The 25,201-nt window shown below is 29.8% G+C and carries 25 protein-coding genes; 4 read left to right on the top strand and 21 right to left on the bottom strand.

The annotated features are described in order from the left end of the window. Nucleotides 1-119: 119 nt before the first annotated feature. A complete protein-coding gene (locus HMPREF9131_RS08690) occupies nucleotides 120-275 on the bottom strand; it encodes a DUF3787 domain-containing protein (RefSeq protein WP_009345655.1) in 156 nt (51 codons plus the stop codon). Nucleotides 276-576: 301 nt separating this feature from the next. On the opposite strand from HMPREF9131_RS08690, the gene HMPREF9131_RS04705 reads away from it, so the two are divergent. From HMPREF9131_RS04705 to HMPREF9131_RS04695, 3 genes are read left to right on the top strand one after another with little or no spacing between them, the layout of a single operon-like run. Then, nucleotides 577-2,313, top strand: coding sequence for an ABC transporter ATP-binding protein (locus tag HMPREF9131_RS04705; protein ID WP_009345686.1), 1,737 nt, complete (start codon nucleotides 577-579; stop codon nucleotides 2,311-2,313). After that, nucleotides 2,300-4,183, top strand: coding sequence for an ABC transporter ATP-binding protein (locus HMPREF9131_RS04700; protein WP_009345681.1), 1,884 nt, complete (start codon nucleotides 2,300-2,302; stop codon nucleotides 4,181-4,183). The genes HMPREF9131_RS04705 and HMPREF9131_RS04700 overlap by 14 nt, the downstream gene beginning before the upstream one ends. 47 nt (nucleotides 4,184-4,230) lie before the next feature. Next, a complete protein-coding gene (locus HMPREF9131_RS04695; protein WP_009345688.1) occupies nucleotides 4,231-4,722 on the top strand; it encodes a flavodoxin in 492 nt (163 codons plus the stop codon). 50 nt (nucleotides 4,723-4,772) lie between these two features. Here the strand turns inward: HMPREF9131_RS04695 and HMPREF9131_RS04690 are convergent, their stop codons facing one another. The 11 genes from HMPREF9131_RS04690 to rlmD all read right to left on the bottom strand — a co-directional run bounded on the left by HMPREF9131_RS04690 (nucleotide 4,773) and on the right by rlmD (nucleotide 15,552). Further along, a complete protein-coding gene (locus HMPREF9131_RS04690; protein ID WP_009345656.1) occupies nucleotides 4,773-5,951 on the bottom strand; it encodes a cation:proton antiporter in 1,179 nt (392 codons plus the stop codon). Nucleotides 5,952-5,954: 3 nt separating this feature from the next. Then, nucleotides 5,955-6,290, bottom strand: coding sequence for a hypothetical protein (locus HMPREF9131_RS04685; protein ID WP_004824172.1), 336 nt, complete (start codon nucleotides 6,288-6,290; stop codon nucleotides 5,955-5,957). A gap of 124 nt (nucleotides 6,291-6,414) precedes the next feature. Continuing rightward, nucleotides 6,415-7,671, bottom strand: coding sequence for a sodium/glutamate symporter (locus HMPREF9131_RS04680; RefSeq protein ID WP_009345675.1), 1,257 nt, complete (start codon nucleotides 7,669-7,671; stop codon nucleotides 6,415-6,417). A gap of 122 nt (nucleotides 7,672-7,793) precedes the next feature. Continuing rightward, nucleotides 7,794-8,696 carry a dihydroorotate dehydrogenase gene (locus HMPREF9131_RS04675; protein WP_009345684.1) on the bottom strand — a complete coding sequence of 301 codons (903 nt, stop codon included), beginning with the start codon at nucleotides 8,694-8,696 and terminating at the stop codon, nucleotides 7,794-7,796. Then, complete coding sequence (locus HMPREF9131_RS04670; protein ID WP_009345669.1) at nucleotides 8,689-9,423, bottom strand: dihydroorotate dehydrogenase electron transfer subunit; 735 nt, start codon at nucleotides 9,421-9,423, stop codon at nucleotides 8,689-8,691. Before HMPREF9131_RS04670 ends, HMPREF9131_RS04675 begins: the two co-directional genes overlap by 8 nt. Further along, nucleotides 9,380-9,817, bottom strand: a complete 438-nt coding sequence (locus tag HMPREF9131_RS04665; protein ID WP_004824181.1) for an aspartate carbamoyltransferase regulatory subunit — start codon at nucleotides 9,815-9,817, stop codon at nucleotides 9,380-9,382. Before HMPREF9131_RS04665 ends, HMPREF9131_RS04670 begins: the two co-directional genes overlap by 44 nt. Beyond that, entirely contained in the window at nucleotides 9,817-10,719 is a 903-nt protein-coding gene (pyrB, locus tag HMPREF9131_RS04660) for an aspartate carbamoyltransferase (RefSeq protein ID WP_004824177.1), read from the bottom strand. Before pyrB ends, HMPREF9131_RS04665 begins: the two co-directional genes overlap by 1 nt. Nucleotides 10,720-10,785: 66 nt before the next feature. Beyond that, nucleotides 10,786-12,135 carry a Na+/H+ antiporter NhaC family protein gene (locus HMPREF9131_RS04655; RefSeq protein ID WP_009345672.1) on the bottom strand — a complete coding sequence of 450 codons (1,350 nt, stop codon included), beginning with the start codon at nucleotides 12,133-12,135 and terminating at the stop codon, nucleotides 10,786-10,788. Nucleotides 12,136-12,703: 568 nt separating this feature from the next. After that, on the bottom strand, nucleotides 12,704-13,474 hold the full coding sequence (locus HMPREF9131_RS04650) for an SDR family oxidoreductase (RefSeq protein WP_009345680.1): 771 nt from the start codon (nucleotides 13,472-13,474) through the stop codon (nucleotides 12,704-12,706). A 10-nt stretch (nucleotides 13,475-13,484) separates the two neighbouring features. Continuing rightward, entirely contained in the window at nucleotides 13,485-14,123 is a 639-nt protein-coding gene (locus HMPREF9131_RS04645; RefSeq protein WP_009345690.1) for a ScdA protein, read from the bottom strand. 103 nt (nucleotides 14,124-14,226) lie between these two features. Beyond that, nucleotides 14,227-15,552, bottom strand: coding sequence for a 23S rRNA (uracil(1939)-C(5))-methyltransferase RlmD (rlmD, locus tag HMPREF9131_RS04640; RefSeq protein ID WP_009345667.1), 1,326 nt, complete (start codon nucleotides 15,550-15,552; stop codon nucleotides 14,227-14,229). Nucleotides 15,553-15,642: 90 nt separating this feature from the next. Here rlmD and HMPREF9131_RS04635 point away from each other — a divergent pair, with 90 nt between their 5' ends. Further along, nucleotides 15,643-16,488, top strand: a complete 846-nt coding sequence (locus tag HMPREF9131_RS04635; RefSeq protein WP_009345661.1) for a DUF2207 domain-containing protein — start codon at nucleotides 15,643-15,645, stop codon at nucleotides 16,486-16,488. Nucleotides 16,489-16,633: 145 nt separating this feature from the next. Here HMPREF9131_RS04635 and HMPREF9131_RS04630 read toward each other — a convergent pair whose 3' ends face one another. The 9 genes from HMPREF9131_RS04630 to HMPREF9131_RS04590 form a co-directional block, all read right to left on the bottom strand. Beyond that, entirely contained in the window at nucleotides 16,634-17,158 is a 525-nt protein-coding gene (locus HMPREF9131_RS04630) for a HutD family protein (protein ID WP_009345687.1), read from the bottom strand. Beyond that, on the bottom strand, nucleotides 17,155-18,180 hold the full coding sequence (gene fni, locus HMPREF9131_RS04625; protein ID WP_009345664.1) for a type 2 isopentenyl-diphosphate Delta-isomerase: 1,026 nt from the start codon (nucleotides 18,178-18,180) through the stop codon (nucleotides 17,155-17,157). The genes HMPREF9131_RS04630 and fni overlap by 4 nt, the downstream gene beginning before the upstream one ends. 70 nt (nucleotides 18,181-18,250) lie before the next feature. After that, on the bottom strand, nucleotides 18,251-19,210 hold the full coding sequence (yvcK, locus tag HMPREF9131_RS04620; protein WP_004824193.1) for a gluconeogenesis factor YvcK family protein: 960 nt from the start codon (nucleotides 19,208-19,210) through the stop codon (nucleotides 18,251-18,253). After that, nucleotides 19,195-20,067, bottom strand: coding sequence for an RNase adapter RapZ (gene rapZ, locus HMPREF9131_RS04615; protein ID WP_009345683.1), 873 nt, complete (start codon nucleotides 20,065-20,067; stop codon nucleotides 19,195-19,197). The genes yvcK and rapZ overlap by 16 nt, the downstream gene beginning before the upstream one ends. After that, on the bottom strand, nucleotides 20,060-20,947 hold the full coding sequence (gene murB / locus HMPREF9131_RS04610; RefSeq protein WP_004824218.1) for a UDP-N-acetylmuramate dehydrogenase: 888 nt from the start codon (nucleotides 20,945-20,947) through the stop codon (nucleotides 20,060-20,062). Before murB ends, rapZ begins: the two co-directional genes overlap by 8 nt. Nucleotides 20,948-20,955: 8 nt before the next feature. Beyond that, complete coding sequence (locus HMPREF9131_RS04605; protein ID WP_009345662.1) at nucleotides 20,956-23,061, bottom strand: alpha/beta hydrolase; 2,106 nt, start codon at nucleotides 23,059-23,061, stop codon at nucleotides 20,956-20,958. A 2-nt stretch (nucleotides 23,062-23,063) separates the two neighbouring features. Next, a complete protein-coding gene (locus HMPREF9131_RS04600; protein ID WP_009345673.1) occupies nucleotides 23,064-23,954 on the bottom strand; it encodes a stage 0 sporulation family protein in 891 nt (296 codons plus the stop codon). After that, nucleotides 23,955-24,914, bottom strand: coding sequence for an ATP-binding protein (locus HMPREF9131_RS04595; protein ID WP_009345657.1), 960 nt, complete (start codon nucleotides 24,912-24,914; stop codon nucleotides 23,955-23,957). It abuts the gene before it with no gap. Then, nucleotides 24,914-25,198 (bottom strand): cyclic-di-AMP receptor, encoded by a 285-nt coding sequence (locus tag HMPREF9131_RS04590; protein WP_004824247.1) that lies wholly within the window; start codon nucleotides 25,196-25,198, stop codon nucleotides 24,914-24,916. Before HMPREF9131_RS04590 ends, HMPREF9131_RS04595 begins: the two co-directional genes overlap by 1 nt. Between the last annotated feature and the right edge of the window lie 3 nt (nucleotides 25,199-25,201).

Genomic DNA, 25,201 nt, shown 5'->3' with positions numbered 1-25,201 from the left:
TCATAAGTAACCAAACAAAGGCACCTGTTCCTAAATGAGTTATAAAAATCATCAAACTGTTGAGTCTTTTTGTCCTTAACTTTGAAATCCAAAGTACAAATTTTTTATCCATAAAATAATCACATTTGATTTTGCTTATCCACCCATTCTTTTGCTTGTTCTACTGCCTCATCTGTGGGAATTTCTACTCCAGTTTCAGGATCCTTACCCTCAGTCTTTGAATAAATATCTCCTGATGGACGATTAGAATTTTTAATTTCCTTTTCTTGTTCCAACCTTGCAGTAAATTTCTTTTTTCTTTTGTTCAGACAAAGTGTTGGAGTTTTCAAGAATTTCTTCAAACTTTTTATCTTTATTTACCATAATTCTACCCCCTATATTTATAGTGATAAGATAAAATATTTTTACTTTCAATAAATTCAAATTTACCTTACTTTAATATCTTTACCCTTAAATATGAATCAATAAAGCTTTTTTTATAATAAGTTTATTTTTTTCATATTTTAACAGTAATTTCTTTTAAAACTACATAAAATAGGGTAAATTTAAATTTAGGTATAAAAATGGAGGTGTTAAATGTTTAAAACTTTTTTCCCATATTTTGGTCAATACAAAAAGTATGCAATTTTAACGCCAATTCTTGTAATCATTGAAGTTTTTATGAATATAGCTATTCCCTATCTTATGTCTTTATTAATTGATAGAGGAATCCTTGGCTATTCAAAAGATCAAATACTTAAGATTGGCATCATTTTAATTATAGCAACACTTATATCGCTTTTTTCTGGCATAACTTCAGGAATTACAGCTACTCGTGCTTCTGCTGGGCTGGCAAAAAATCTGAGATTTAATATGTTTAAAAATATTTGTAATTTTTCTTTTAGGAACTTAGATGAATTCAAAAAAGGTTCAATAGTTACGAGAATGTCTACTGATGTGCAATATGTTCAAATGGCTATGCAGATGTCAACAAGAATTGCTGTTCGTGCACCTTTAACTCTTTTATTCGCATTTATTATGTCCTTTAGACTTCAAAGTCATCTAGCCATATATTTTGTCTTAATCATTCCCATTATATCTTTAGGTATGGCTTATATAACAAGAAGGGCTTATCCAATTTTTCAAAGGGTTTTTAAAATAACTGATGACTTAAATACCATGGTTTCAGAAAATTTATTAGGTATCAGAGTTGTTAAATCTTATGTCAGAGAAGATAAGGAAAGAGAGAATTTTAATCATATATCTCAAAAAATGTTTAGAAATTATAGACTCGTTTCAAGACTTATCGCTTTGTCAGGTCCTTTAATGCAATTTTCCACCTATCTTATGTCATTAATTATTGCATGGCTTGGCTCTCATTTTATTGTGCGTGGAACTATGAGTACAGGGGCTCTTACATCAATGATAACTTATTCAATTCAAATTCAAATTTCTCTTCTTATTTTATCAATGGTAATAGTACAATTGACTATTGCAAAAAATGCTTCCCAAAGAATTATGGAAGTTATAAATACATCTTCCGATATTTTAAATCCAATAGAACCAATAAAAGAAGTAGTTGATGGCAGCGTGGAATTTAAAAATGTCAATTTTTCCTATAATGATGACCCTAATAAGTTAGTTTTAAAAGATATAAACCTAAAAATTTCTTCTGGGGACTATGTTGGAATTATTGGACCAACTGGCTCATCAAAATCGACTTTAGTTCAGCTAATCCCAAGACTATATGATGTCTATTCAGGAAGTGTTTTAGTGGGAGGAATTGATGTCAAAGACTATGATCTTAAATCTTTAAGAGATGAAGTTTCTTTTGTTCTTCAACATAATGTTTTATTTTCTGGCACATTAAGAGAAAATTTAAAGTGGGCTGATGAAAATTTAAATGATGAAAAAATGCTTAAAGCTCTTAAAGTTTCTAATGCTCTTGATTTTATTAATGCTAAGGATGGACTTGATACAATTGTTGAAAGAGGTGGCACAAACTTCTCAGGAGGGCAAAAACAGAGATTATGTATTGCAAGAGCAATTTTAAAAAATCCTAAAGTTTTAATTATGGATGATTGCACATCAGCTCTTGATAATTCTACCGAAAGTTCCATTATTAATTCTATAAATACTTTAAATCCTCATTTGACAAAAATTTTAATTTCTCAAAGAGTTAATTCTTTAAAAAACTGCAACTATATAATTGTTTTAAATGAGGGGAAAATTGAAAATATAGGTAGTCATGAGAATTTGATAAAATCTTCTGAAATTTACAGAGAAATATATGAATCTCAACAAAAGGGAGGAGATTTTGATGTCAAAGAATAAGAAGAAAAAAAATATTGATGAAAATTTATTAGCTGGTGAAAAAGTTTTGTCTGTAGTTTTTGGTGAACATAAACTTAAACTTGTAATTGTAGCTTTTCTTGTAATTTATTCTACTCTAACAAATGTTGGGCTTTCTTTATTTATAAGAACTCTCATTGATAATTATATTTTACCCATGACCAAAATGGCTTCTCCTTCTTATAAAGCCCTTCTTAATATTATAAGTAAAATGGCACTGATGCTATTTACAGGCGTACTTGCAAACTTACTTTATTCAAGAATGATGGTTGATATTTCTGAAGGTGCAGTTAATAAAATAAGAAAAAATATGTTTGACCACATGGAGTCCCTTCCTGTTTCTTATTTCGATAAGAAAAGCCATGGGGATATTATGAGTTATTATACAAATGATGTTCAAACCCTAGGTCAAGCTATAGCCAATTCTTTACCTTCATTTTTGTCATCAATCATGACCATAACTTTTGTAATTATTGCAATGATGTTTCAATCATTTGTTTTAAGTCTTATAATTTTTGTAACCATGGGACTTATGATTTTTGTAATGAAAACTGTAAGTAAAATTTCCACCAATTATTTTGTAGACCAACAAAAATCTTTAGCTGAAACTAACGGCTTTGTAGAAGAGATGGCTTCAGGAATGAAAGTTGTTAAAATTTTTAACCATGAAAAAGAATCCATTGATATATTTGAAGATATTAACAATAGACTTGAATCAAATACTTTTCGTGCTAATAGACTTTCCTTGTCCCTTATGCCTATTATATTTGGAATAGGCAACATTCAATACTCACTTTTTGCAATAATAGGTGGACTTTTTGCTATCAACAATGTTGCAGGTATTAGTGTGGGGCTTGTAGCATCATTTTTACAACTTTCAAGATCTTTAACAGGTCCTATGTCCCAAGTTGCCAACCAATTAAATCAAGTTGTTCTTGCTCTTGCAGGTGCTAGGCGAATTTTTGAATTTTTAGATGAAGAACACGAAAAAGATGGTGGAGTTGTAGAAGTTGTGAGGGTAGAAGAATACGAAAAGGGAAAGCTTAAACAATGTTCTAAGAGAACTGGAAAATGGGCTTGGAAAGACCCGGAAAATAATAATTCCCTGACTCCCCTTTTAGGAGAAATCAGATTTGAAAATGTTAATTTTTCCTACGATGGAAAAAATTTAATATTAAAAAATATTAATCTTTACGCAAAACCTGGTCAAAAAATAGCTTTTGTCGGACCAACTGGTGCTGGTAAAACAACAATAACTAATTTGATCAACAGATTTTATGATATTGACAGCGGAAAAATAACTTATGACGGTATTGATATTAAAAGAATAAAAAAAGATAGCCTTAGAAAAACTTTAGGTATGGTGCTGCAAGATACCCACCTTTTCACAGGAACTGTTTCAGAAAATATAAAATTTGGTAGAGATAGTGCCACAGAAACTGATGTGGTAAAAGCCGCAAAACGTGTTCAGGCAAATACTTTTATTGAAAATTTACCCCATGGATATTTCACAAAAATTTCCGGCAGCGAGATGGATTTGTCCCAGGGTCAAGCTCAACTTTTATCAATTGCAAGAGCTGAAATATATAATCCACCTCTTATGATATTAGATGAAGCTACATCAAGCATAGATACAAGAACAGAAAAAATTGTGCAAAAAGGTATGGATGAACTTATGAAAGGTCGTACAACTTTTGTTATAGCCCACAGAATTTCTACTATTATGGATGCTGATGTAATATTAGTTCTTGACAAGGGTCAAATTGTAGAGAGAGGAAATCATGAAGATTTGATAAAAGAAAAGGGAATTTATTACAAACTTTACAATGGTGGTTTCAAAGAAAATAATTAAATTCACTTTCAAATTTTTAGTATATAATAATTTTAGGAGGTCAAATTATGGCAAAAAATATTTTAACGGCATATTTTTCAGCTAGCGGAAACACAGAAAAAATGGCAAAAAAAATTGCAGATTTTATCTCTTGTGATATTTTTAAGATAAGTCCACAAGAAGATTATAAGAGTGAAGATTTAGATTGGAGAAATGAAAATTCTCGTGCCTGTCTTGAAAATAAAAATCCTTCCACTAGACCAAAAATTAAAAATAATGTAGAAAATTTCAATTCTTATGACTTAATACTTTTAGGTTTTCCTATATGGTGGCATAAGGCACCTTTAATTATTAATACTTTTTTGGAATCCTATGATTTTTCAAATAAGAAAATTATTTATTTTATGACTGATGAAGGTTCAGTTAATTTAGAAGTCCAAGAAAATTTAAAACCAAGCTTAAAAAGCAACGTAAAAATTGAAGAGGGACTTTTAATGCAGGGACCAATAAATGAGCAAGAATTAAAAAATTGGCTTAAAAAAATTGGCTTAATTAAATAATCTTTCAAAATAAAAAATCCTATCTAGAAAACTCTAGAAAGGATTTTTTTTTATATATCTTCTTCTATACAACCTGCTCTTTTTAAAGCAAATTTTGCAACTATTGGCCCAATAAGTTCATAGCAAATTGTGCCTGCAAGTATTATTGTTCTAATCATTGAACCGTGAGGTTCCGGTATTATTTTTTCAGCAATTAAGGATAAACCAATGGCAACACCAGCTTGAGGGACTAAAGTAAGACCCAAATTATTTTGAACTTCTTTAGAAAATCCTGTCAATTTTGTAGATGCCATAGCCCCGAAAAATTTTCCCAAAACTCTTGCAATAACATAGGCAAATCCTATTAAGCCTGCCGCTTTTAAACCGCCAAGATTTAAATCTGCACCAGACAGAACGAAAAAAGCTATAAAAATCGGTGGCGTTATTGTAGAAATAAGTTCCTGATATCTTCTATCCACACTTCCCATATTGGAAATCACTATACCGCTCATCATTAAAGTAAGTAGACTTGATAAGCCCCATTTATCGGTAACAGTTGTAACAATGAATATCATAGCTAGTGTAAAAGTAAGAGTTTCTGTATCATTTTTCAGCCTTTTAGACAATAAAATAAAAATAATTCCGGCAACAAATCCAACAATTAAAGCTAAAAATATTTCTTTTACAGGTTCAAAAATCATATTAACAAAATTAAGATCAGATCCGCTCATAATGGTAATAGCAATAGATGAACAAACTCCAAAAGCCATGATACAAATAGCATCATCAAGGGCAACAACTGGTATTAATACATCTACAAGTCCACCTTTTGCATTATACTGTTTTATTACCATTAAAGTTGCTGCAGGTGCAGTAGCTGAAGCTATGCTTCCAATGGTAATGGCAAAAGCGACATCTGTTTTAAAAAATAAAAGCATTGTTAAAGTAACAAATATAAGAGCTCCCATAGCTTCAAAAAAAGTAACAATTAAAATCTTTGTGCCCATTTGCTTTATACTTTCAAAATTCATTTCACTACCTACGGAAAAAGCAATAAAAGATAAGGCTAGCTGACTTATTGCATCCATGCTATCTACAGCTTCTTTAGATAAAAGTCCCAAAACGCAAGGACCAATTATTATACCGCCTATTAAGTATCCAGTTACATCTGGAAACTTAAATTTTCCAAAAATTCTCGCAAATAACAGTCCACTTAAAAAGAGGACTGCAATATTAAATATTATATCCATTTTTTACTTTGTCAACCCCTCAAAAGAATCTACATCAATGGTAAACATAATCCCTACATTTTCCCTGTTTAAATTTCCCACAACACGCCTTACACATTCCTTGGCTTCTTCAACCTTGTCATCTTCAAGAACCAAAAAAATTGTTTTATTGTACGGTCTCCCAGAATTTAAAAATAATCTGAAATAATTTAAACCTAATTCTGGAGCTATTTCAGCCTGAGATGCTGCAAGACCTTCACTAGAGAGAATAGTACCTCCACGAATACCAGTTTTTCCAAATTCTTTTAAGAGTTTTCTAAAATGTTCTTCATGATTTATTGTAATAAATAAAGCTTTCATACATACCTCCTAAATTTTAAAACTTACAAATACCTCATAAATAATGATATTCTTATTTTTATACAATTGCAAGAAAACAATTCTCCATATAAAAAGTTTTATATGGAGAATGATAACAAATTCTTTATTTTAAGAGATTTGATATAAGTGATAAAAATATAGGATTATAAATGTCATCAATTAAAACCGCAAATGATGGATAAAGTATCCAAGCTATATGGTGATAGCCATATTCGTCCATAACAGCCTTAATATTTGCTACTGAATTTGGTCCTGAACCGCAAGCCCAACCTACATTTCCTGATGCCATAACGGCTGCACCATAATCTCTTCCAAACATATTAAAAGAAATAACTATGGCAAATAATCCTACTAAAACTGCTTGAGCAAGTAAAATTATACCCATCTTACCAGCAACTGGAATTAATTTTGTAATATCTATTGTCATAAGAACAAGTGCCAAGTACAAATCTAAAAACATACTTTCAATGGCATTCATTTCATTGACATAAGTTTCCTTATCCATTTTTTCCAAAGCATTTCTCATTATTGCACCTGCGAAAAGGCAACCAATAAACTTTGGCATTTCAATATAAGGAATATTGTCTAGTAAAAAATAAATTGGCATTCCTAAAGCACCAATTAATAGGGCTAAGGCAAAGGCACTAACCATATTTTTATCTTTAAGTTCATAAACTGAGTCTGAGAGTTCTTGTTCTGGTTTATCATTTGGATCAGATTTTAAACTGTATTTTGAAATTAAATATGCTGCAACAGGTCCTCCTATTAAAGACCCCATAATATTTCCCATAGTTCCAGCAGCAACACCAACTTCAGTTACATTAGCAGGTGCTCCCATTCCTTCAAAAACTTTTCCCATAGCTGCAGCCGTTCCAACTCCACCACTCATAGAAGAAGATGAACATTGTAGAGCTAAAAATGGATCAAGATTTATCAGTTTTCCGACTAAAATTCCCACAACATTTTGCAAAGTTATCAGCAAACATGCAGCAAAGGCAATTTTAACTAAAAATTTACCGCCAGCATTTTTTATAAGACCTGCTGAAAATCCGTAGCCAACTGCCAAGAAAAATATATTTTGTGCCAAATCTTTTGTTATATCTACATCAAATTCAAATCCTACTATTCCTAAGGACTTAATAATTGCAACTAAAATAGAAAACAAAAGACCTGCAACAACTGGTGCTGGAATGGCATATTTTTGTAAAAGTTTTGATTTTCCAACTAAAAACTTACCTAAAAAAATTACAATAGCTGCAATACCTAAAGACGTCAAATATTCAAATTTGAAGGTAGATACAGCTCCATCAACCCCTCTTGTATAAGTTCCAAAATAATCTAATGCATTTTTCACATTCATCTCTTTTCCTCCTTCAAATATCTAATTTTATTTTACCCAGAGAAATTCTATTTATTTATTTCTATGTAAAAAAAATAAATTTTATTTAATAAAAAAGAGGATTTAGTAAACTAAATCCCCATTTATTTTATTAAACCTATAAAATCTTTAACAAACTCATTTTTTTCATCTAAATATTTCTCCAGATCTTCAATAATTTCTTTTGGACCATAAGGGTTCATAAAATTATAGGTTCCAACTTCAACTGCACTAGCACCAACCATCAAAAATTCCAATACATCCTTATAAGATGTAACTCCTCCCATAGCAACTATTGGAATATCAATTGCTCTTGAAATCTGATGAACCATTCTTAGAGCTATTGGCTTGACACATGGACCCGAAAGCCCTGCATAATCATTATTAAAAACATTTTTTCTTTTATCAAAATCAATTGCCATGCCTAAAATAGTATTAATTAAAGAAACTCCATCTGCCCCAGCTTCTTGACAGGCTCTTGCTACTTCAACCATATCTCTTGCATTAGGAGATAATTTTACAATCAATTTTTTCTTAGTAACTTTTCTGACATTTTTAACCACCTCAAAGAGTGGCCCAGCTTCCAATCCGAAAGCCATCCCTCCCTTTGACACATTTGGACAAGATACATTTAATTCTAAAAAATTAAAATCTAAATCTTCAAGAATTTCTGCACCTTCAACATATTCATCGAGAGTATTTCCACCTAAATTTACAAAAATTTCGCTTCCTAATTTTTTCATTTTAGGAAAGTAATCTGTGCAAAATTTTTCCACTCCAGGATTTTCCAAACCTATTGAATTTAAAATTCCTGAAGGTGATTCCCAAATTCTTACTCCTTTATTTCCATCCTTAGCAATTCTTGTGATTCCTTTAGAAACAATTCCACCTAAAATTTTCGTGTCATAATAATCAATAAATTCTTCTCCAAAACCAAAGGTTCCAGAAGCAGTGATAAGGGGATTTTTAAGCTTAATATTACAAAGTTCAACTTCCATCCTATTCATAAATATCACTTCCCATAAATACTGGTCCATCTTTGCAAGACCTTTTTCTGCCATTTTTTGTATCAACTGAACATGAAAGACAAGCACCAAGTCCGCATCCCATTCTTAAATCCAAAGATATATAAGAATTTTTATTATTTGCCCGACAAAGTTCATGAGTTTTTTTCATCATAATTTCTGGTCCGCAGGCATAATAAAGCTTATGCTTATCAAAATCAATTATATCTGTAACAAAGCCACCTTTTTTAACCTTAATATCTATAGGTAAATCTGAAAATAGACTTTCTAAATTTTGTCCTTCTCTTTCTCCAAGGTATAGGCGTAATTTTGCATCTTTATTTTTTTCTAAAATCTTTTTTGAAAGATAGTAAAAAGGTGCGACTCCTACTCCGCCGCCAACCATTGCCAAACTATCCACATTTATATCAAAACCATTTCCATAAGGACCATAAACATTTATAGGTGAGCCTTTTTTTAAATTTTTTAAAATTTCTGTACCTTTACCCACGACTTGATACAAAAACTCCAAATGCTCTCCAACATTAAAGATAGAAATAGGCCTTGATAAAACTGGATATTTATCCCAGGCTCTTAGCATATAAAATTGTCCAGGTCTTGTATTTTTTACCCCATCAGTTTTTAATAGATAAAAATTATCCGTTATTTTAATATTATCTATAACCTTATTCATCTTCTTCATAGGTGCAAATTGTGTCGCAGTATTCACACCTAAACTCCCTTTTTTCCTTATTGTAAAGATAAAATACCTGACCAGGAATCACTCTTTCAGAATTTGATACGCAACGTGGATTGTGACATTTTAATACACCTTCAACAGCCTTAGGAAGTTCCATTGTGAATTTTTTAATTCTCTTTCCATCTTCAATATAATTTACAGTAATATCTGGTGCAATAAGACCTAAAACTGTGAAATCTAAGTCGAAATCTGTTTCTATTTTTATTAAATCCTTCTTGCCCATTGAGCTTGAAGGGATATTTTGCATTAAAACAACTGTATCTTCAATTTTATTTAATTTCAAAGCCTTATAAATCTTAAAGGCTTCCCCCCTATTAATATGGTCTAAAACTATACCCTTTTTTATTTTTGAAACATTAATCATTATACCAACTCCAATAAGAATAAAATTAGCGCCATCCTGCCATACATACCAAACTTCATTTGCTCAAAATAACAAGCCCTTGGATCCTTATCAACTTCAACAGAAATTTCATTAACTCTAGGCATAGGATGAAGTATGCACATATCGTCCTTAGATCTTTTCAGTTTTTCTGGTGTCAAAATATAGAAGTCCTTTAATCTTTCATATTCATCAGAAGAAACAAATCTTTCCTGTTGAACTCTTGACATATATAAAATATCAAGATCTGGCAAAGCATCTGTCAAAGAATCTGTTTCATCATAAGATTTTAAAAAAGACTTGAATTGGTCGGGCATCTTTAATTCCTTAGGGGAAATAAAAGTAAAATTCACATCTTCATATCTGTTCAAAGCACGCACTAAAGAGTGAATTGTCCTACCAAATTTCAAGTCTCCGCAAAAACCAATATTTAAATTTGAAAATGAGCCTTTGTGATGTCTTATAGTTAAAAGATCAGCCAAAGTTTGTGTGGGATGAAAATGACCACCATCACCAGCATTAATTATTGGCATCTTTGTCGAAACTTTACTAGCAAGTGTAGCAGCACCTTCTTTAAAATGCCTCATGGCACAAATATCTGCATAATTTTCTACAGTTTTAATAGTATCTATAAGAGTTTCTCCCTTTGTCGTTGAAGTTACTTTTGAATCAGAAAAACCAATAACGCCTCCGCCAATTCTTAACATAGCTGTTTCAAAAGATAACCTTGTTCTTGTAGATGGTTCAAAAAAAAGACTTGCCAACAATTTACCCTTTGCCCTATCTAAATATTTACTAGGGTCTAAAATAATATCATCAGCCAGTCTAAAAATAAACTCAAATTCATCTGTTGTTAAATCTAAAGGTTCTATTAAATGTCTCATAAGCCCTCCTTTATTCTTAAATATATTACTTTAAAAAAAGGACTTTGTAAAGATAGAATTTAATATTTATTGAATGTCCCACTTCTCAAAATCCCAGGGATAACTATTTATATAGGAATTTGCATAAGGTATAAAAATAGAAAGTATTGCAAAGAATAAAAGTGCAAACTGATACCACAGATAAGGCATAATAGAAAATACATTAATTTTTCCTCCTGCATAGGACACAGCCATCAAAACTTGAGCCCCATAAGGAATAAATCCTTGCATTACAGCCGAAAAAATATCCATTAAAGATGCTGACCTTCTAGGGTCCACCTTATATTTTTCTGAAATCTGTCTTACAACTGGACCAACAACAATAATTGCCACTGTATTATTAGCAGTCGCAGCATCAGTCAAAAGAGTTATAAGACCTATACCAAACTCCGCAGACTTAGAGGATTTAATAAAAGATTTAACCTTTGAAATAAGATAATCCAAGCCTCCACCATACTTAACAAGGCTTGCCAGACCACCTGTTAGCATAGACAAAAGAAAAATTTCAAACATAGAAGTAAAACCATCATATATATGATTTGTAAAAGTTAAAAGGGAAAAATCTCCATAAATAATTCCAATAATACCCGAAAAAATTATACCGCAAGTTAGAACTATAAATACATTTACCCCGATTATAGCTGTAATAAGTACAAAAATATAAGGCAAAACCTTAATAAAATTAAAAGCTTCTTTTTCAATAATAAGATTTTTATCAGGCCTTGCAAAAATTAAAAGCAAAACCACAGTAACAGCCATAGCCGGAAGAGAAATAGCAAGATTTGTTTTAAACTTATCCCTCATATTAACACCCTGAGTTCTAGTGGCAGCAATAGTAGTATCAGAAATAACAGATAAATTATCACCAAACATTGCCCCACTTATCAAAGTTCCGATTATAAGAGCAAGGCTAATAGACGATTTTTCTGCAAAACCAACAGCTATTGGTCCAAGCGCCACAATAGTCCCTACACTTGTCCCTGTTGATAAAGAAATAAAACAAGCAATCAAAAAAACACCAAGACTTATTAAAGACGCAGGAATGAGATTTATCCCCAAATTAACTGTGGCCTCAACACCACCCATTTTACTTGAAACATTAGAAAAAGCCCCAGCCAAAAGGTAGATCACACACATTAAAATAATATTTTCATCGCCACAACCCTTTAAAAAAATAGATATTTTTTCGTAATAATCTCCACTAATTAAAATAAAAGCAAAAATAATACCAATTATTACAGCTATCGGAGATTTAAACATATAAAATCCATCATTTTGACCATTTATTACAAAAAATAATCCTATGCCCAAATAAGAAAAAATAAAAATTAAAAAAGGCAAAAGACTTATAAAATTCCCCTTACTTTTCTTTATCATTAAAAACACCCTTCCTATAACAAATATAATTATATCACAATAAGTGGTAATAAATTTAATAACACAAATGACTTATAAATTAAAATATTAAAGAAAAACATTGTTTTTGACGGTAAAAGTTTTAAATCAGATAAAGTTAAAGACCTTGATATGTAGTTAATTTCTGTAATAATTAAAAGACTAATACATACTTTCTATGTAAGGTTGATATTATAAATAATTCTACAATTATTTATAATAAGTTAAATAAAATTATAATAGATTTATTTCATTATTTTAGATTGAAAATTATATTGTATTTTAATATAAAAATATATGGTTAAAGATTTGCATCCCTAACCATGTATAAATAATTTAGGCTCTATAATATCTGTTGTGGAGTAAATCTCTAACAGATATTTTTAAAATATTAATTGTGATTTAATTTGAAATATCCACCTTCATGAATATGATATTCTTATAGACCTATTTCAAAATGTTACAATATAATTTTTGCCATATTTTTTAAATGTCTTTATTTTTTAAGATAATTTCCTCATATAAGAGCTTTTTTATTTGCTTTTTTAGTTTAATGAAGATCCATTGCTGATTCTGGTAGGATTTGTCCTCCGTCTACTACAATTGATTGACCTGTTATATATTTTGCTTCATCTGATGCTAAAAATAAGACTGCGTATGCAATATCTTCTGATGAGCCAAGCTTTCCAAGTGGAATTATTGCTTCTTGGTCTTTAATATATTTTTCTCCCAAGACTCCTTCCATGCCTGGTGTCATAATGTTTCCTGGTTCAACTGCATTTATATTTATGCCTAAAGTTGAAAGTTCAAGGGCGGCTGTTCTCATAAATCCGTTTACACCAGCTTTTGATGCGCTGTAATGAGAAAGTCCTGGATTTCCAACTCTATTGCCTGTGATGGAAGATGTTATAACTATATGAGAGCCACTTTTTAAGTATTTCATTGCTTCTCTTGTGTTTAAAAATACTCCCTTGAGATTTATGTCAGTAACTTTTTCCCAATCAGATAACTTCATTTGGCTGATTCTATTTTGTGGATAGTAACCTGCATTTAAAATTACTATATCAATTGAACCTAAGAATTCATTGGCTTCTTTAAAAAGTTTTACGGTGTCTTCTTCTGAAGATACATCGGCTCTTATAAATTTTACTTTTTCATTAATTTTTTTAAATTCTTTTTCGGCATCTTTTGCTACTTCTACATTTCTTCCTGTAAAGACAAGATTTGCTCCTTCTTTTAAGAAAACTTCTGCAATACCTTTACCTATGCCTTTAGCTCCGCCTGTTAATAATACATTTTTACCTTTTACTGAAAATGCCATAGCTCCTCCTTTATTCTTGGTTTTTAAACAAAAATTCATTTTCTATATAAATATGTCTTCTCATATCGTTATCAAGTTTAAACAAGTCTTCGTTGACATCTTTTATTTTTTCATAATTTGCTTTTAGTGAAAAATCATGAGATAAGTATTTTATTCTATCAAAAAGTCCTATCGTTTTTTCGTGTTCTGCTATTAGAGAAGAAAAATCCACATTATCATCTGATAAAAATTCTTCAAATTCTATTTCTTCCTTAGAGAAATGATGAACGAGTTCAGCTTTTATTAACAATAATGTTTCATAAATTGTAAATAGTTGCTCTCCATTTTCTAAATAATGGTCGTGTATCAGTTCTCTTAATTCTTTGTCTAGTTTTTCTATCAAATTTATTTCAAAGGGATGAATTTCTCTTATTATATATTTTATAATTTCTCTCTTAGACCAAGTCTTAATTTGTTCAATACCTTCAAAGTCTTGCTCCCCTTCTATTTGTTTTACAAAAAAATCAAAGTCAATTCCATTTTCTTTTAAAACAACTTCCAATTTTTCTGCTGCAACAAAATCATAATTGATCCCTAAGTTATTTAGTTTTTGCAAAACTCTAGAGTCTGTCATCACCGCATCTTCTACTGTCATAGCTCTTTGTATCATATTATCACCTTTTATTCATTTTATACTTATGAATTTATACCCAATAAAAGTAAATATAATTATTTATAAGTTTCTACAAATTTGCTATATAACATATGAAATTTTAGTCTTTTTCTAAAAGAGATATTAATTCTAAATTTACAGTTCTAGGAAACTGGTCAAGCCCCACTATTTTTTTTAATTTATATCCTCTCTCAATGAATCTTTTTACATCCTTAACATAGCTTATAGGATTACAGGATATATATAAAAATTCTTCTGGTGAAAAATCTATAATTTTATCTAATGCTTTGGGGTTATTTATTCCTACCCTTGGGGGATCAAGAATTATTATATCTGCTTTAATGTCTAAATCATTAACAACTTTTGCCACATCTCCAGCTATAAAATCTACATTGGAAATATTATTGTATTGGGCATTTTCTCTTGCTGCATTCACCGCTTCTTCTACAATTTCTACTCCCAAAACAGATTCTGCTTTTTGGGCAAATACTTGGCTTATAGTTCCCGTTCCGCAATAAAGGTCTAAAACTTTTTTGCCTTGTAAATTATCAATCATATCAAACGCCAGTTGGTATAAATATGCAGCAGAGTAGGTATTGGTTTGAAAAAATGAAAAAGTTCCTATTTTAAATTTCAAACCTAAAAGTTCCTCTATAACATAATCTCTTCCATATAAGATGTGGAAATCTTCCTTTATAATAGCATCACCTTGTGAGTCATTAATTGTATGGCATATACCTTTTATTTGCGCCTCTAATTTGAGAGATAAAAGTTCATCAACATAAGATTTTAAGTCTAAATCATTGTCTTTTGTTGTAACTAGATTTACTAAAATTTCCCCATAATTTGTCCTTCTTATAGCTAAATGTCTTAGGGTTCCCTCATGGCTTCTTCTATTAAAAAAAGCTTTATCTTTGAAAAAATCCCTTGTCTTTTCCCTAATAATATTGAAATCTTCGTGAGCAATGCGGCAATTATTCGTGTTTTCAATTTCATAAAATCTATTTTTTTTGTGCAAGCCTAGGGCTAAGGGGCTACCCTTGTAAGTATCTCCAAAGGTAAATTCCATTTTATTCCTATAATTTTCAAAAATTCCAGCAGAATAAATTTTAACATTGTCTATATTTAACTCCTCATGCAAAAGATTATTTAGAAGTTTTTCTTTATATTCAATTTCTTTGTCATAAGAAAAGCCGTCATAGGTGCATCCTCCACAATCAGTATGAGGGCAAGGTTTGATATTTTCCCAAGAAGATTTTTTTATAGTTTCTATTAATTTTCCTTTTTTTCTTCTAGATGGCTTAAATCTTACTTCAGAGCCTATAATTCCACCCTTAATTTTGTAGTCCTTTTCTTGACAAGTTACTGTATTTCTATTGGGAAAAGTCCCATCTTTAATTATTCCTTCAAGTATTATATTTTTCATATTCCTCCACTTTCTAGATAATTTTAATATAGAAAAATTTATTATGCAAATTTGTTTATTTAATATAGTATAATATAAGCAGGTGATGATATGTGTTCTCCGTTAAGTAATGGGATTATTTTTATTATTAATGCTTTATTTTTAATTATAAGTATCTATTTATTTTTAATTTTTCCAAGAAATGAAAAATCAGAAATTAAAGATCCTCTTAAATTACCTTATTATATGGCAGGATTTTTAATCAAAGGCAAAAACTCTGCACCCGACTTTATTATTTCAAGTCTTATTAAATTTATAGAAAATGGAAATATAAAAATAGATAGGAATGATTATATTAATAGTAGGGGTAAAGAAAGAATAAACTATAATATATATGCAGATAATTCAAATAATTTGGATAAAGAAGAAAAGTTTTTATATGATTTGATTTTTTCTCTTTATGAAAATATCTCTACAAGAAAAATAAATAATTTAAGGATTAAGGAAGGTATAGGCTTCAACCAAAAATTTTCCTCTTATTTGGATATTTTGGAAGAAAATGCTTATGAATTAAATTTGCTTTATAAGGCTATAGATAGAAAAAAATTCTTCATCTATGTATTTATGGCTCTTGTTGATGTACTTGTAGGTGCTGTGCTTGCCAATATGGGCTTATATCCTGCTTATGTCCTAATTTTTTTTGGTTTTGTTTTACTTCTGAGTAGTTTAAAACTTTTGGGGCAAAATCCTCCCGTCGGAATGGCAACTTATAAATATTATAGGGACTTTGAAAAAGAATTGAATGAAAAAGATAATTTTCACGGTGATGATATTTACTATGCCCTTGCATTTGCCATGGACTTAGAAAAAATAAGGGATAAGGATATAAATATTGATAAATATATTAGCTTTATAGAAATATTAAAGGATTCTTTAGTTGGAAAAATCGGTTTTTAGATATAAAAAATACATTGGCTATACAGATTATGTCAATGTATTTTTATTTTTATTTATAAAATTTTTACTGGTCTTTATTCATACTTTTAAATAGATATTGATGTTATACTTACTAAATAAAAAATACCAGGTGATCCCTAGTATTTTATAATATCTGACATATTATTATTTTTCCACAACCCTTTATTTCAACTTCTTCATCTTCAATATATAAAGCTGAAAATTCGGGAAATATTTTTTCATTATATGTTAAAAGAGAATCGTAATTAAAAATTATAGATTTTCCTTTAAATTTATATTTTAAATCTTTAATATTTAATGAATACATTTGAGCTTTTAAATCTTCTCTGAAAATAAGATTAAAATCCCTAACACCACCTGAAGAATAAGTATTGTCATTACCATGAAAAAACATAACTTCCATAGGTTTTAAAGAAAATTTGCAATCAGATGTAGTTATATTCATTGTATTATCCAAAGGGCATATATATCTCAAGAAGCCATCATAAGCTGTGTAATTGGATTTTTCTAGATTACAAGTTGCTGTAGAAATTCTAAAGTCAAAATTTTTTTCTGAAACTTTTGCATTTTCAGGATATATGAAAATTTCAGAAGTTACTCCACCTGACCATTTAGAATCAATAAAATTTTCTCTTTTAATTAATTTCATGATTTAAAATTTTCCAAAAGATCTCTAAGCTCTCCCTTTACCTTATATTTTACATTGCGAAGATCTTTTATATCTTTTGCTCCTAATAGAAGCATTATCATTTTTGATTTGTAGATTAAATTCCCAAGATATTTTAAGGTATATTCAACCCCACCATGAACTAAATAGGAAAGAATTTCTCCAGAAATAGCAGTCATATCTGCTCCAGCCACTATGCTTTTTATAAGTTGTTCAGAATTTTTAATACCGCCTGAACCGATAATTTTCAAATCATCTAGACCTAAGCTTTTAGCTTCGATAATTGCAAGGGCTGTTGGAATTCCCCAACCATAAAGTTCTGAAAGGTCAGAATCAGGTGTCCTTAAATTTTCAATTTCAAAAAAGTTTGTTCCACCAAAACCGGAAACATCAACATTTCTAACCCCAATATCGTAAAGCCTTTTCACAACATCAGAGCTTAATCCAAAGCCAACTTCTTTTACTATTATGGGTACATCTAGACCATTAACTAACTCTTCAATATTTTTTAAAATATTTTTAAATTCTCTTTCGCCTTCAGACATTGCCAGTTCTTGTGCAGGATTTAAGTGCAATTGTAAACTGTCAGCTCTTATAATATCTATTGCCTTTTTTGCATCTTCAAGACTAGCTCTAGCGCTTAAATTTCCGATTACTATTCCTTTTTCTACTATTTCCCTAACTACTGAAAAAGATTCAACAGTATCCGGATCTTCCAAAGCAATAGTTTGAGAACCTACAGCTATAGGAATATTAAATTCATTTGCGACTTGTGCCAGTTGTCTATTTATATCTTCGGCAAAGTCACTGCCACCTGTCATCGCATTAATCATCAAAGGAAAATTTACTTTTTTATTCAAAAAAACAGTAGATGTATTTATTTCTGAAAAGTCAACTTCAGGTAACGAATTATGGTATAAGAACATATCATCAAATAATGGATTTCCCACATAAGTTGAACGCAAGTAATTTTCAATATGCTCCCTTTTCCTAAATTTCCTCATCTTTTTCACCCCTCACCTATTGTAATAAAATAATAACATTTTTATAAAAATATTACAATAATTACGAATACTAAAGCCTACAGATTATATCGGCTAAATTTTCAAAATTATGCCTAATCAATTTATTTTCAATATATATCAAATCGCCTTCAATCAATCTAATCGATCTTTCTTTTAAAAACTTTTTATCCTCATCATTTGCATAAATTGGGCAAGTTTCTTCGAAAGAATAGTATGAATTAAAAATATCTTTAGGCTTTTTATTGTTATTAACTATTGCAATATCAAAAATTCCCTTATAAGAATGTTCTTCTATAGCTTCTATATGATCCTTAAGGCTATATTTTAAAGTTTCTCCCCTTTGAGTCATAATATTAGCTATGTAAATTTTTTTTGCTTTAGATTTTTTTATGGCAGAAATTATTCCTTTTATAATCAAATTTGGAATTACAGATGTATATAAAGAACCAGGTCCAATTATTAATATATCTGAATTTTCAATGGCATTTATAGCCTCTTTGTTAGCTTTTGGTATACGAGGTAACATAGAAATTTTTAAAATTTTTCCACCTAATTTATATGCCATTTTGGGAATAATTGACTCTCCCACAATCTTATCCCCTGTGGAAAGTTCTCCTACAAGATGAGTGTCTTCTAATGTTACAGGTATAACTCGCCCTGTTATATTAAATGCCTTAGACATTTCATTTAATGCCTTATCAAAAGAACCGTAAATATCATTTAATGCTGCAATTATAATATTGCCTACATTCTGTCCGTCTAAACTTCCGCCCTTGAATCTATATTTCAATAAAACTTCTAAAGATGGGGTCGCATTCGAAAGAGCTAAAAGACAATTTCTGACATCTCCTGGAGGAAGCATTTTTAAATCTTTTCTGAGAAGTCCTGAGCCACCTCCATCATCAGACATTGTTACAATTGCATTTATGTTTGTGGTATAAGATTTTAGACCTTTTAATATTGTGGAGATACCTGTACCTCCTCCTATTATGCTTATTCTTTTATCCATAACTTTTTCTTTCTATCTCTGTGAGAAACATAAAGACTTTTGTAATCCTTCTTTAAAATTCTTGCAACTTCTTCTGCAATTACAACTGATCTGTGAAATCCTCCCGTACATCCAAAACCAATATTTAATACGCTTTTTCCCTCTTTTATATAGTTGGGAATTAAAAATTTTAAAAGATCAATAACCTTATCTATAAAAGTTTGGCTCACATCCCACTTTAATACATAATCTCTAGTTTCTTCACTTAAACCATCTTTATCTTGTAATTCTTTTATATAATATGGGTTTGGTAAAAATCTAACATCAAAAACTAAATCAGCATCCTTTAATATATTATTTTTATAACCAAAGCTTGTAATTTGGATAGTTATTTCAGTTTCTTCATTGTTAGTTAAAACTTCAACTAAATATTTTTTTAAATCTTTTGCAGAAAAAAGAGTGGTATCAATAATATAATTAGATTTTTTCCTAATTTCCCCTAAATTTTCTTTTTCCATCTTGTAGCCTTCAATTATTGAAGGGTTTAGGGGGTGAGGGCGTCTGCCTTCTTTGTATCTGGCAATTATTGCGTCTTGTGAAGCTTCTAAAAAAATTATTTTATATGAAATATTTAGATTCTTGAGTTCTTCAATAGAAGAGAATAGACTTTCAAAAAATTCTCCACTTCTTAAATCCATAACTGCTGCAATTTTATCTACAGATTTTGATTGAGTCGCCATTTGGCAAAATTTGGGAAGAAGTTCTGGTGGCAAATTATCTATGCAATAATATCCTAAATCTTCCAAGGTATCAAGTGCCTTACTTTTCCCTGAACCGCTCATTCCTGTGAGAATTATAACTTCAATTTTGTTATCCAATTATCTTTACTTCCCTTTCTAGTTTTACGGAAAACTTATCATAAACAACTTTTTGAACAATTTCTATAGTTTCTAAAACATCACTTGCGCTTGCATTATCATAATTAACAACAAAACCGCAGTGCTTTTGAGAAACTCCTGCTCCATTATGTCTAAAACCTCTGAGTCCCGAATCATCAATTAATTTACCTGCAAAATAACCTTCTGGCCTTTTAAAGGTAGAACCTGCTGATGGCAAGTCTAAAGGTTGTTTTTCTTTTCTTCTTCTATCAAATTCTTGGAACTTTTCTCTGATTTTTTCCTTGTCGCCTTTTTCTAATACAAAAGTTGCTGAAAGTACAATTAAATTTTCATCACCAACCTTGGAATGTCTGTAAGAAAAATCCATCTCTTCATTTGAATATTCTCTTATATTTCCAAGATTATCAATAAATCTTACTGATTCAACAACATTTTTCATTTCTCCATCATAGGCTCCGGCATTCATAGTCATTGCTCCTCCTACTGTGCCTGGTATGCCGTTTGCAAATTCTAGACCGCTCAAGGAATTTTCATAAGCTGTTTGAGAAAGTTCTTTTAAAGAAAGTCCTGCTCCTGCCGTGATTTTTAAACCATCAACCTTCACATCTTTTAATCTATTTTTAATAGAAATAATTATTCCTTTATAGCCTTGGTCCTTAACGATAACATTTGTTGCGTTACCAAGAATATAAAAATTGTAATTGTTTTTTCTAATTATCTTTAAAATTTCTATCAAGGACTTTTCATCTTTAGGTCTTACAAAAAGTTCACATGGACCTCCTACTTTAAAGGAAGTATGATTTTTCATAGGTTCATTTTCTAAAAATTCTCCTAAGTTCTTATCAAAATTATATTTCATTTTTCCTCCTAATTGGCAAAACCTATATTATCTAAAGAAATCTGACCTATGCTTTTATCAAAATCAAATTCTATATTAGATATCTCCTCTAAATTAATAAGAGGATTATTATTTTTAAAATCTTCAAGATCAATCCTTAAAGATATGGGAGCTGAATAATTTTTATAATCATCAAAAACATGATCGCTTTTATAAAGATAAACTTTTGTAGGTGGGTAAGCTGGAAAATAATCTTTAATATTAAGGCTCGCACTTTCTCCAACCATATCAGAAATCTTTATTTTAAAACCATCATAATCATTAATTTCTTCAAAATTTTCCAAATCAAAGACCAAAAACTGTCTTTTTTGAGGAATGTTTCTCAAGAAAATTTGGTATCTTGACTTATCATTTGTAGATAAAAATACACAATTGTTTTTGCCTTTATCTTCTCCATAGGAATTTGCTCCTTCGTAAATATCAGAAAAATTTGAAAAATCTATATAATCTCCAAAAGTCGATGCACTTTGAAGGTTTGTATCTTCTTCAAAATCACAAATATTTTCATAGGTCGAATCTTTATATCTTGAATAATAAGTTGTCTTTGGAAAATCTTTGTAATTATAAGGACCATATTTGAATAAGTCCCTGTTGAAAGATTTGCCAAAAATATTCTCCAAAAAATTATAGGTGTAAATTGATAATATTCTTTTTTGACTCAATTGGTTTAGAAGTTCTTTTCTGTTTATATCTAGTCCTTCTGGGGGTTGCAAATCAAAATCTCCCCACAAGGAATTAAAATTTCCGTGATTTGCATAGCCAACATAAATTGCCGATTTGAATTTATCTGAGTTTGGAGAAAATCCTATATTATCATATTGCATCTGACCTTCAAAACTTGTAACATCACAGTCATTGGTGCCAGCAATTGTTAAATAGTTTACATTCCAAAGTTTCAATTCTCTATCACATGGCTCATATTGACCAAAGGTAGGTGCAACTGCAATTAAACCCTTTATATTAAAACCATAACTAAATCTTATATTACCATTATCGGGATTTTTATTTAGTTTGTTAAAATTATTTGCTATACAAATTGCTTCTCCACCACGAGAATGTCCCATTAGGGCAATATTTTCACTGTCAAAAGCCTTATAAAATTTTGAATTTTCATTTCTATTTTCGCTTAAAAGATATTTTATATTTTCTAACAAAAGAACAGCCCTTGCATCATTTTCGTTTTTTAGGGAATATTTGTAAAAACTGTTTAGCATGTTCATGTCAACTGATACAACAGCCACACCTCTTTGAGATAAATATTTGCCTAAATAATCATAGCCTAGATAGTTTTTTGTTGTCATTCTATGATTTCCGTGAACAACAAATAAAAGAGGGGCTTCTTTTTGGTCTTTTGGCAGATAAACTTTTCCTTTGACTTCAACTTGATTTAATTTTTTCTTAAAATAAAAATCTCTCACTTTTTTTGTAAGTCCGCCATAGGAAACATAGGAATTTAAAGATACCTCTGGACCCTTATAAAAAATCTCTTTACTTTCATAAGCTGTTGCTCTTTCTACAACTTTGTCCTTTTTAAATTCAGCTAGCTTTAAAGCACTCCTTTGAAAACCAGGAAAGCTATAAAAATATATGCTTAAAAATACAAGGCAAAATGAGGGCAAGAAAAAGATAAGAGCGAGATTTCTCTTGTTTTTAAATAAAGATATAAAAGATTTTGCAAAAATTATTAATATTGCACAGACACAAAATAATAATAGGTAACTTTGCCAATCTTTCAAGTATAGGTTTAAAGAATTATCTAAAAAATATTTGACCCCTATGAATAATAATATATAAACCGTTAAATTTATGGGTTTTGTTCTTTGCAATAAAATAATCAGATATTTGCCCAAAAAACTTATGATGCTTAAAATTAAATAAATAATAAAAGCAAAAATAATTATAGATATTATTGTTGGAACCTTAAAATCTGTAAGGTAGGAATAATGGTCAGTGGCGTAAAAAAGGGAGATAAAAATTTTTAAAATTCTTTCTGCTCCCTTTGTGCTACCAAAATTACTCCTAAATAAATCTTTTACTTTGTTGTAAATTTTCAAAATAATATTTTCTATTTTCATTGTTACTCTTTTTCCAGTTCAGACAATTCCTTTTCATCATAAGTTTCTTTATTTTCTGCCGTCACATCTAAGAAATCTCTATTAAATTTACCTGTTCTTTTTATATCCTTAACATTAAAATAAGAAACTACAGTTTCGTCATTAACAATTAAAGAAGCCTTAATAAGTTCTTGAATTGGGTATGTTGAAATTACAGTTGCTTTGCCATCTTCTGTAATAATAAACTCTCCAACTTTTGGCATGATTTTATTGATGCATTCATATCCTTTTTGCTCATATTTCAAGCAACACATTAATCTTCCACACACACCTGATATTTTAGTTGGGTTTAATGATAAATTTTGGTCCTTTGCCATTTTTATAGATACTGGTGAAAATTCTGACAAAAAGGTTGAGCAACAAGTTGGTCTTCCACAACAACCTAGACCGCCAACAAGTTTTGCCTCATCTCTTACGCCGATTTGTCTTAACTCAATTCTAGTTTTAAAAATGGCTGCAAGATCCCTAACCAGTTCTCTAAAATCTACCCTTCCATCAGATGTGAAATAAAATAATAATTTTGAATTGTCAAATGTATATTCACAGGATATCAACTTCATATCCAGATTATGCTCTTTAATTTTTTTATCACAAAGAATAATTGCTTCTTTAGACTTATTTCTATTATCAATATTTTTACTTTGATCGTCTTGTGTAGCTATTCTTATAACAGGCTTTAATTCAGTCGAAAATTCTTCATCTTCAAAAGACCTAAAAAGGATAACATTTCCGAATTCAAGCCCCCTAACCGTTTCTACAATAACATCATCACCAACTGAGGCTCCGCTATCAAGTGGGTCAAAATAATAGATTTTTCCGGTTTTTTTAAATCTAACTCCAGCTACATCTATCATCTACATTCCTCCTATATACATAAGTAGAGCTTCTATGCTTAGATCATAATTCATATTTTTAGATAGGTTTTCTTTAGTTAATAGAATTTTATTATATATAAAAAGTATCCTATCCAAAGTCAAATCTTCAAGCTCAAGTATATTTAATTTATCTATATTAATTATCTTTTCTTTCTTATTAATTTTTATAAATGCTAAATCTCTAAACCACAAGCTAAAAAAATTTAAAATATCTTCTATATTTTCCTTATTTTCTTTAAAAAAATCCAAGTATGAAAAAATATAGTAGGAACCTGTCCTTATAAGATTATCTAAAATCCCAATAAGCTCATCCCTTTTTTTCAAAAGTTCAACATCTTCTTTATATCTTTTGGCAAGACTTATGCTTCCACAAGATAAATTTGAAAAAAGCCTAGCATTTTTTTCTGACAAGCCAGTTTTTAAAAGATAATCATAAATTCTTTCAACTGAAATATTTTGAAATTTCAAAATTCTAGCCCTAGATCTAATAGTTGGTAAAATATTTTTAATATTAGATGAAACCAAAATAATTATCAGATAATCCTCAGGCTCTTCTAAAGTTTTTAAAAGAGCATTTTGTCCTTCGATTGTAACATTATCAAAACCATCAATTAAAATGATTTTTTTATTAGATTCAAAAGGCTTGGTCCCAGCTTTTTCAATCAATTCCTCAATTTGTTCTTTTTTTATAGTTTCTTTCGAAGAAACTTCAATTAAGTCTGGGTGAAAATAATCATATAAAAGATTGCAAAAGGACTTATCATTTTTATTATCTCCACAAAGAATTGCTCGGGCAAAATTTTTAGCTTGTGCATATTTTCCTATTCCTTTTGGACCAACGAATAAATATGCATGAGAAAAATCTTTATTTTTTAAGGCTAAATCCAGTTGACTAGAAACATTTTTATCTTCTAAGAAAATTGAATTGTCATTTTTCATTATATTCTTTTAGATTCTTCCAAATCTACTACAAACATTGTTGCTCCTGCAACTTCAAAAGAGCCTTTTTCAGAAACTACTTCTTCTTTTTCTGTTATTTCTTTGAATATATCTTCAATTGCTTTTATTTCATTATCTTTACAGCCTAAAAGAAGTGTTGTGTTACCTGATTTGAAAAATCCACCAGTAGACGAAAGCCTTGTTACATAAATATCTTCAGTTAAAAATCTATCAATAAGATCATCAATAAATTTATCTTGAACTATTGCTATTATCATCTTCATTTT

Source organism: Peptoniphilus sp. oral taxon 836 str. F0141 (assembly GCF_000179335.1).
Classification (GTDB): Bacteria; Bacillota; Clostridia; order Tissierellales; family Peptoniphilaceae; genus Peptoniphilus_A; species Peptoniphilus_A lacrimalis.
Note: the sequence above shows the minus strand (reverse complement) of the source record. Positions and strands in the feature narration are given on the sequence as shown.

Bases quoted from the DNA above. Each gene is read 5' to 3' on its own strand.
- HMPREF9131_RS04705 (WP_009345686.1), top strand. From the start codon at position 577: ATGTTTAAAACTTTTTTCCCATATTTTGGTCAATACAAAAAGTATGCA.
- HMPREF9131_RS04700 (WP_009345681.1), top strand. From the start codon at position 2,300: ATGTCAAAGAATAAGAAGAAAAAAAATATTGATGAAAATTTATTAGCT.
- HMPREF9131_RS04695 (WP_009345688.1), top strand. From the start codon at position 4,231: ATGGCAAAAAATATTTTAACGGCATATTTTTCAGCTAGCGGAAACACA.
- HMPREF9131_RS04690 (WP_009345656.1), bottom strand. From the start codon at position 5,951: ATGGATATAATATTTAATATTGCAGTCCTCTTTTTAAGTGGACTGTTA.
- HMPREF9131_RS04685 (WP_004824172.1), bottom strand. From the start codon at position 6,290: ATGAAAGCTTTATTTATTACAATAAATCATGAAGAACATTTTAGAAAA.
- HMPREF9131_RS04680 (WP_009345675.1), bottom strand. From the start codon at position 7,671: ATGAATGTGAAAAATGCATTAGATTATTTTGGAACTTATACAAGAGGG.
- HMPREF9131_RS04675 (WP_009345684.1), bottom strand. From the start codon at position 8,696: ATGAATAGGATGGAAGTTGAACTTTGTAATATTAAGCTTAAAAATCCC.
- HMPREF9131_RS04665 (WP_004824181.1), bottom strand. From the start codon at position 9,817: ATGATTAATGTTTCAAAAATAAAAAAGGGTATAGTTTTAGACCATATT.
- pyrB (WP_004824177.1), bottom strand. From the start codon at position 10,719: ATGAGACATTTAATAGAACCTTTAGATTTAACAACAGATGAATTTGAG.
- HMPREF9131_RS04655 (WP_009345672.1), bottom strand. From the start codon at position 12,135: ATGATAAAGAAAAGTAAGGGGAATTTTATAAGTCTTTTGCCTTTTTTA.
- HMPREF9131_RS04650 (WP_009345680.1), bottom strand. From the start codon at position 13,474: ATGGCATTTTCAGTAAAAGGTAAAAATGTATTATTAACAGGCGGAGCT.
- HMPREF9131_RS04645 (WP_009345690.1), bottom strand. From the start codon at position 14,123: ATGATACAAAGAGCTATGACAGTAGAAGATGCGGTGATGACAGACTCT.
- rlmD (WP_009345667.1), bottom strand. From the start codon at position 15,552: ATGAAAAATATAATACTTGAAGGAATAATTAAAGATGGGACTTTTCCC.
- HMPREF9131_RS04635 (WP_009345661.1), top strand. From the start codon at position 15,643: ATGTGTTCTCCGTTAAGTAATGGGATTATTTTTATTATTAATGCTTTA.
- HMPREF9131_RS04630 (WP_009345687.1), bottom strand. From the start codon at position 17,158: ATGAAATTAATTAAAAGAGAAAATTTTATTGATTCTAAATGGTCAGGT.
- fni (WP_009345664.1), bottom strand. From the start codon at position 18,180: ATGAGGAAATTTAGGAAAAGGGAGCATATTGAAAATTACTTGCGTTCA.
- yvcK (WP_004824193.1), bottom strand. From the start codon at position 19,210: ATGGATAAAAGAATAAGCATAATAGGAGGAGGTACAGGTATCTCCACA.
- murB (WP_004824218.1), bottom strand. From the start codon at position 20,947: ATGAAATATAATTTTGATAAGAACTTAGGAGAATTTTTAGAAAATGAA.
- HMPREF9131_RS04605 (WP_009345662.1), bottom strand. From the start codon at position 23,061: ATGAAAATAGAAAATATTATTTTGAAAATTTACAACAAAGTAAAAGAT.
- HMPREF9131_RS04600 (WP_009345673.1), bottom strand. From the start codon at position 23,954: ATGATAGATGTAGCTGGAGTTAGATTTAAAAAAACCGGAAAAATCTAT.
- HMPREF9131_RS04595 (WP_009345657.1), bottom strand. From the start codon at position 24,914: ATGAAAAATGACAATTCAATTTTCTTAGAAGATAAAAATGTTTCTAGT.
- HMPREF9131_RS04590 (WP_004824247.1), bottom strand. From the start codon at position 25,198: ATGAAGATGATAATAGCAATAGTTCAAGATAAATTTATTGATGATCTT.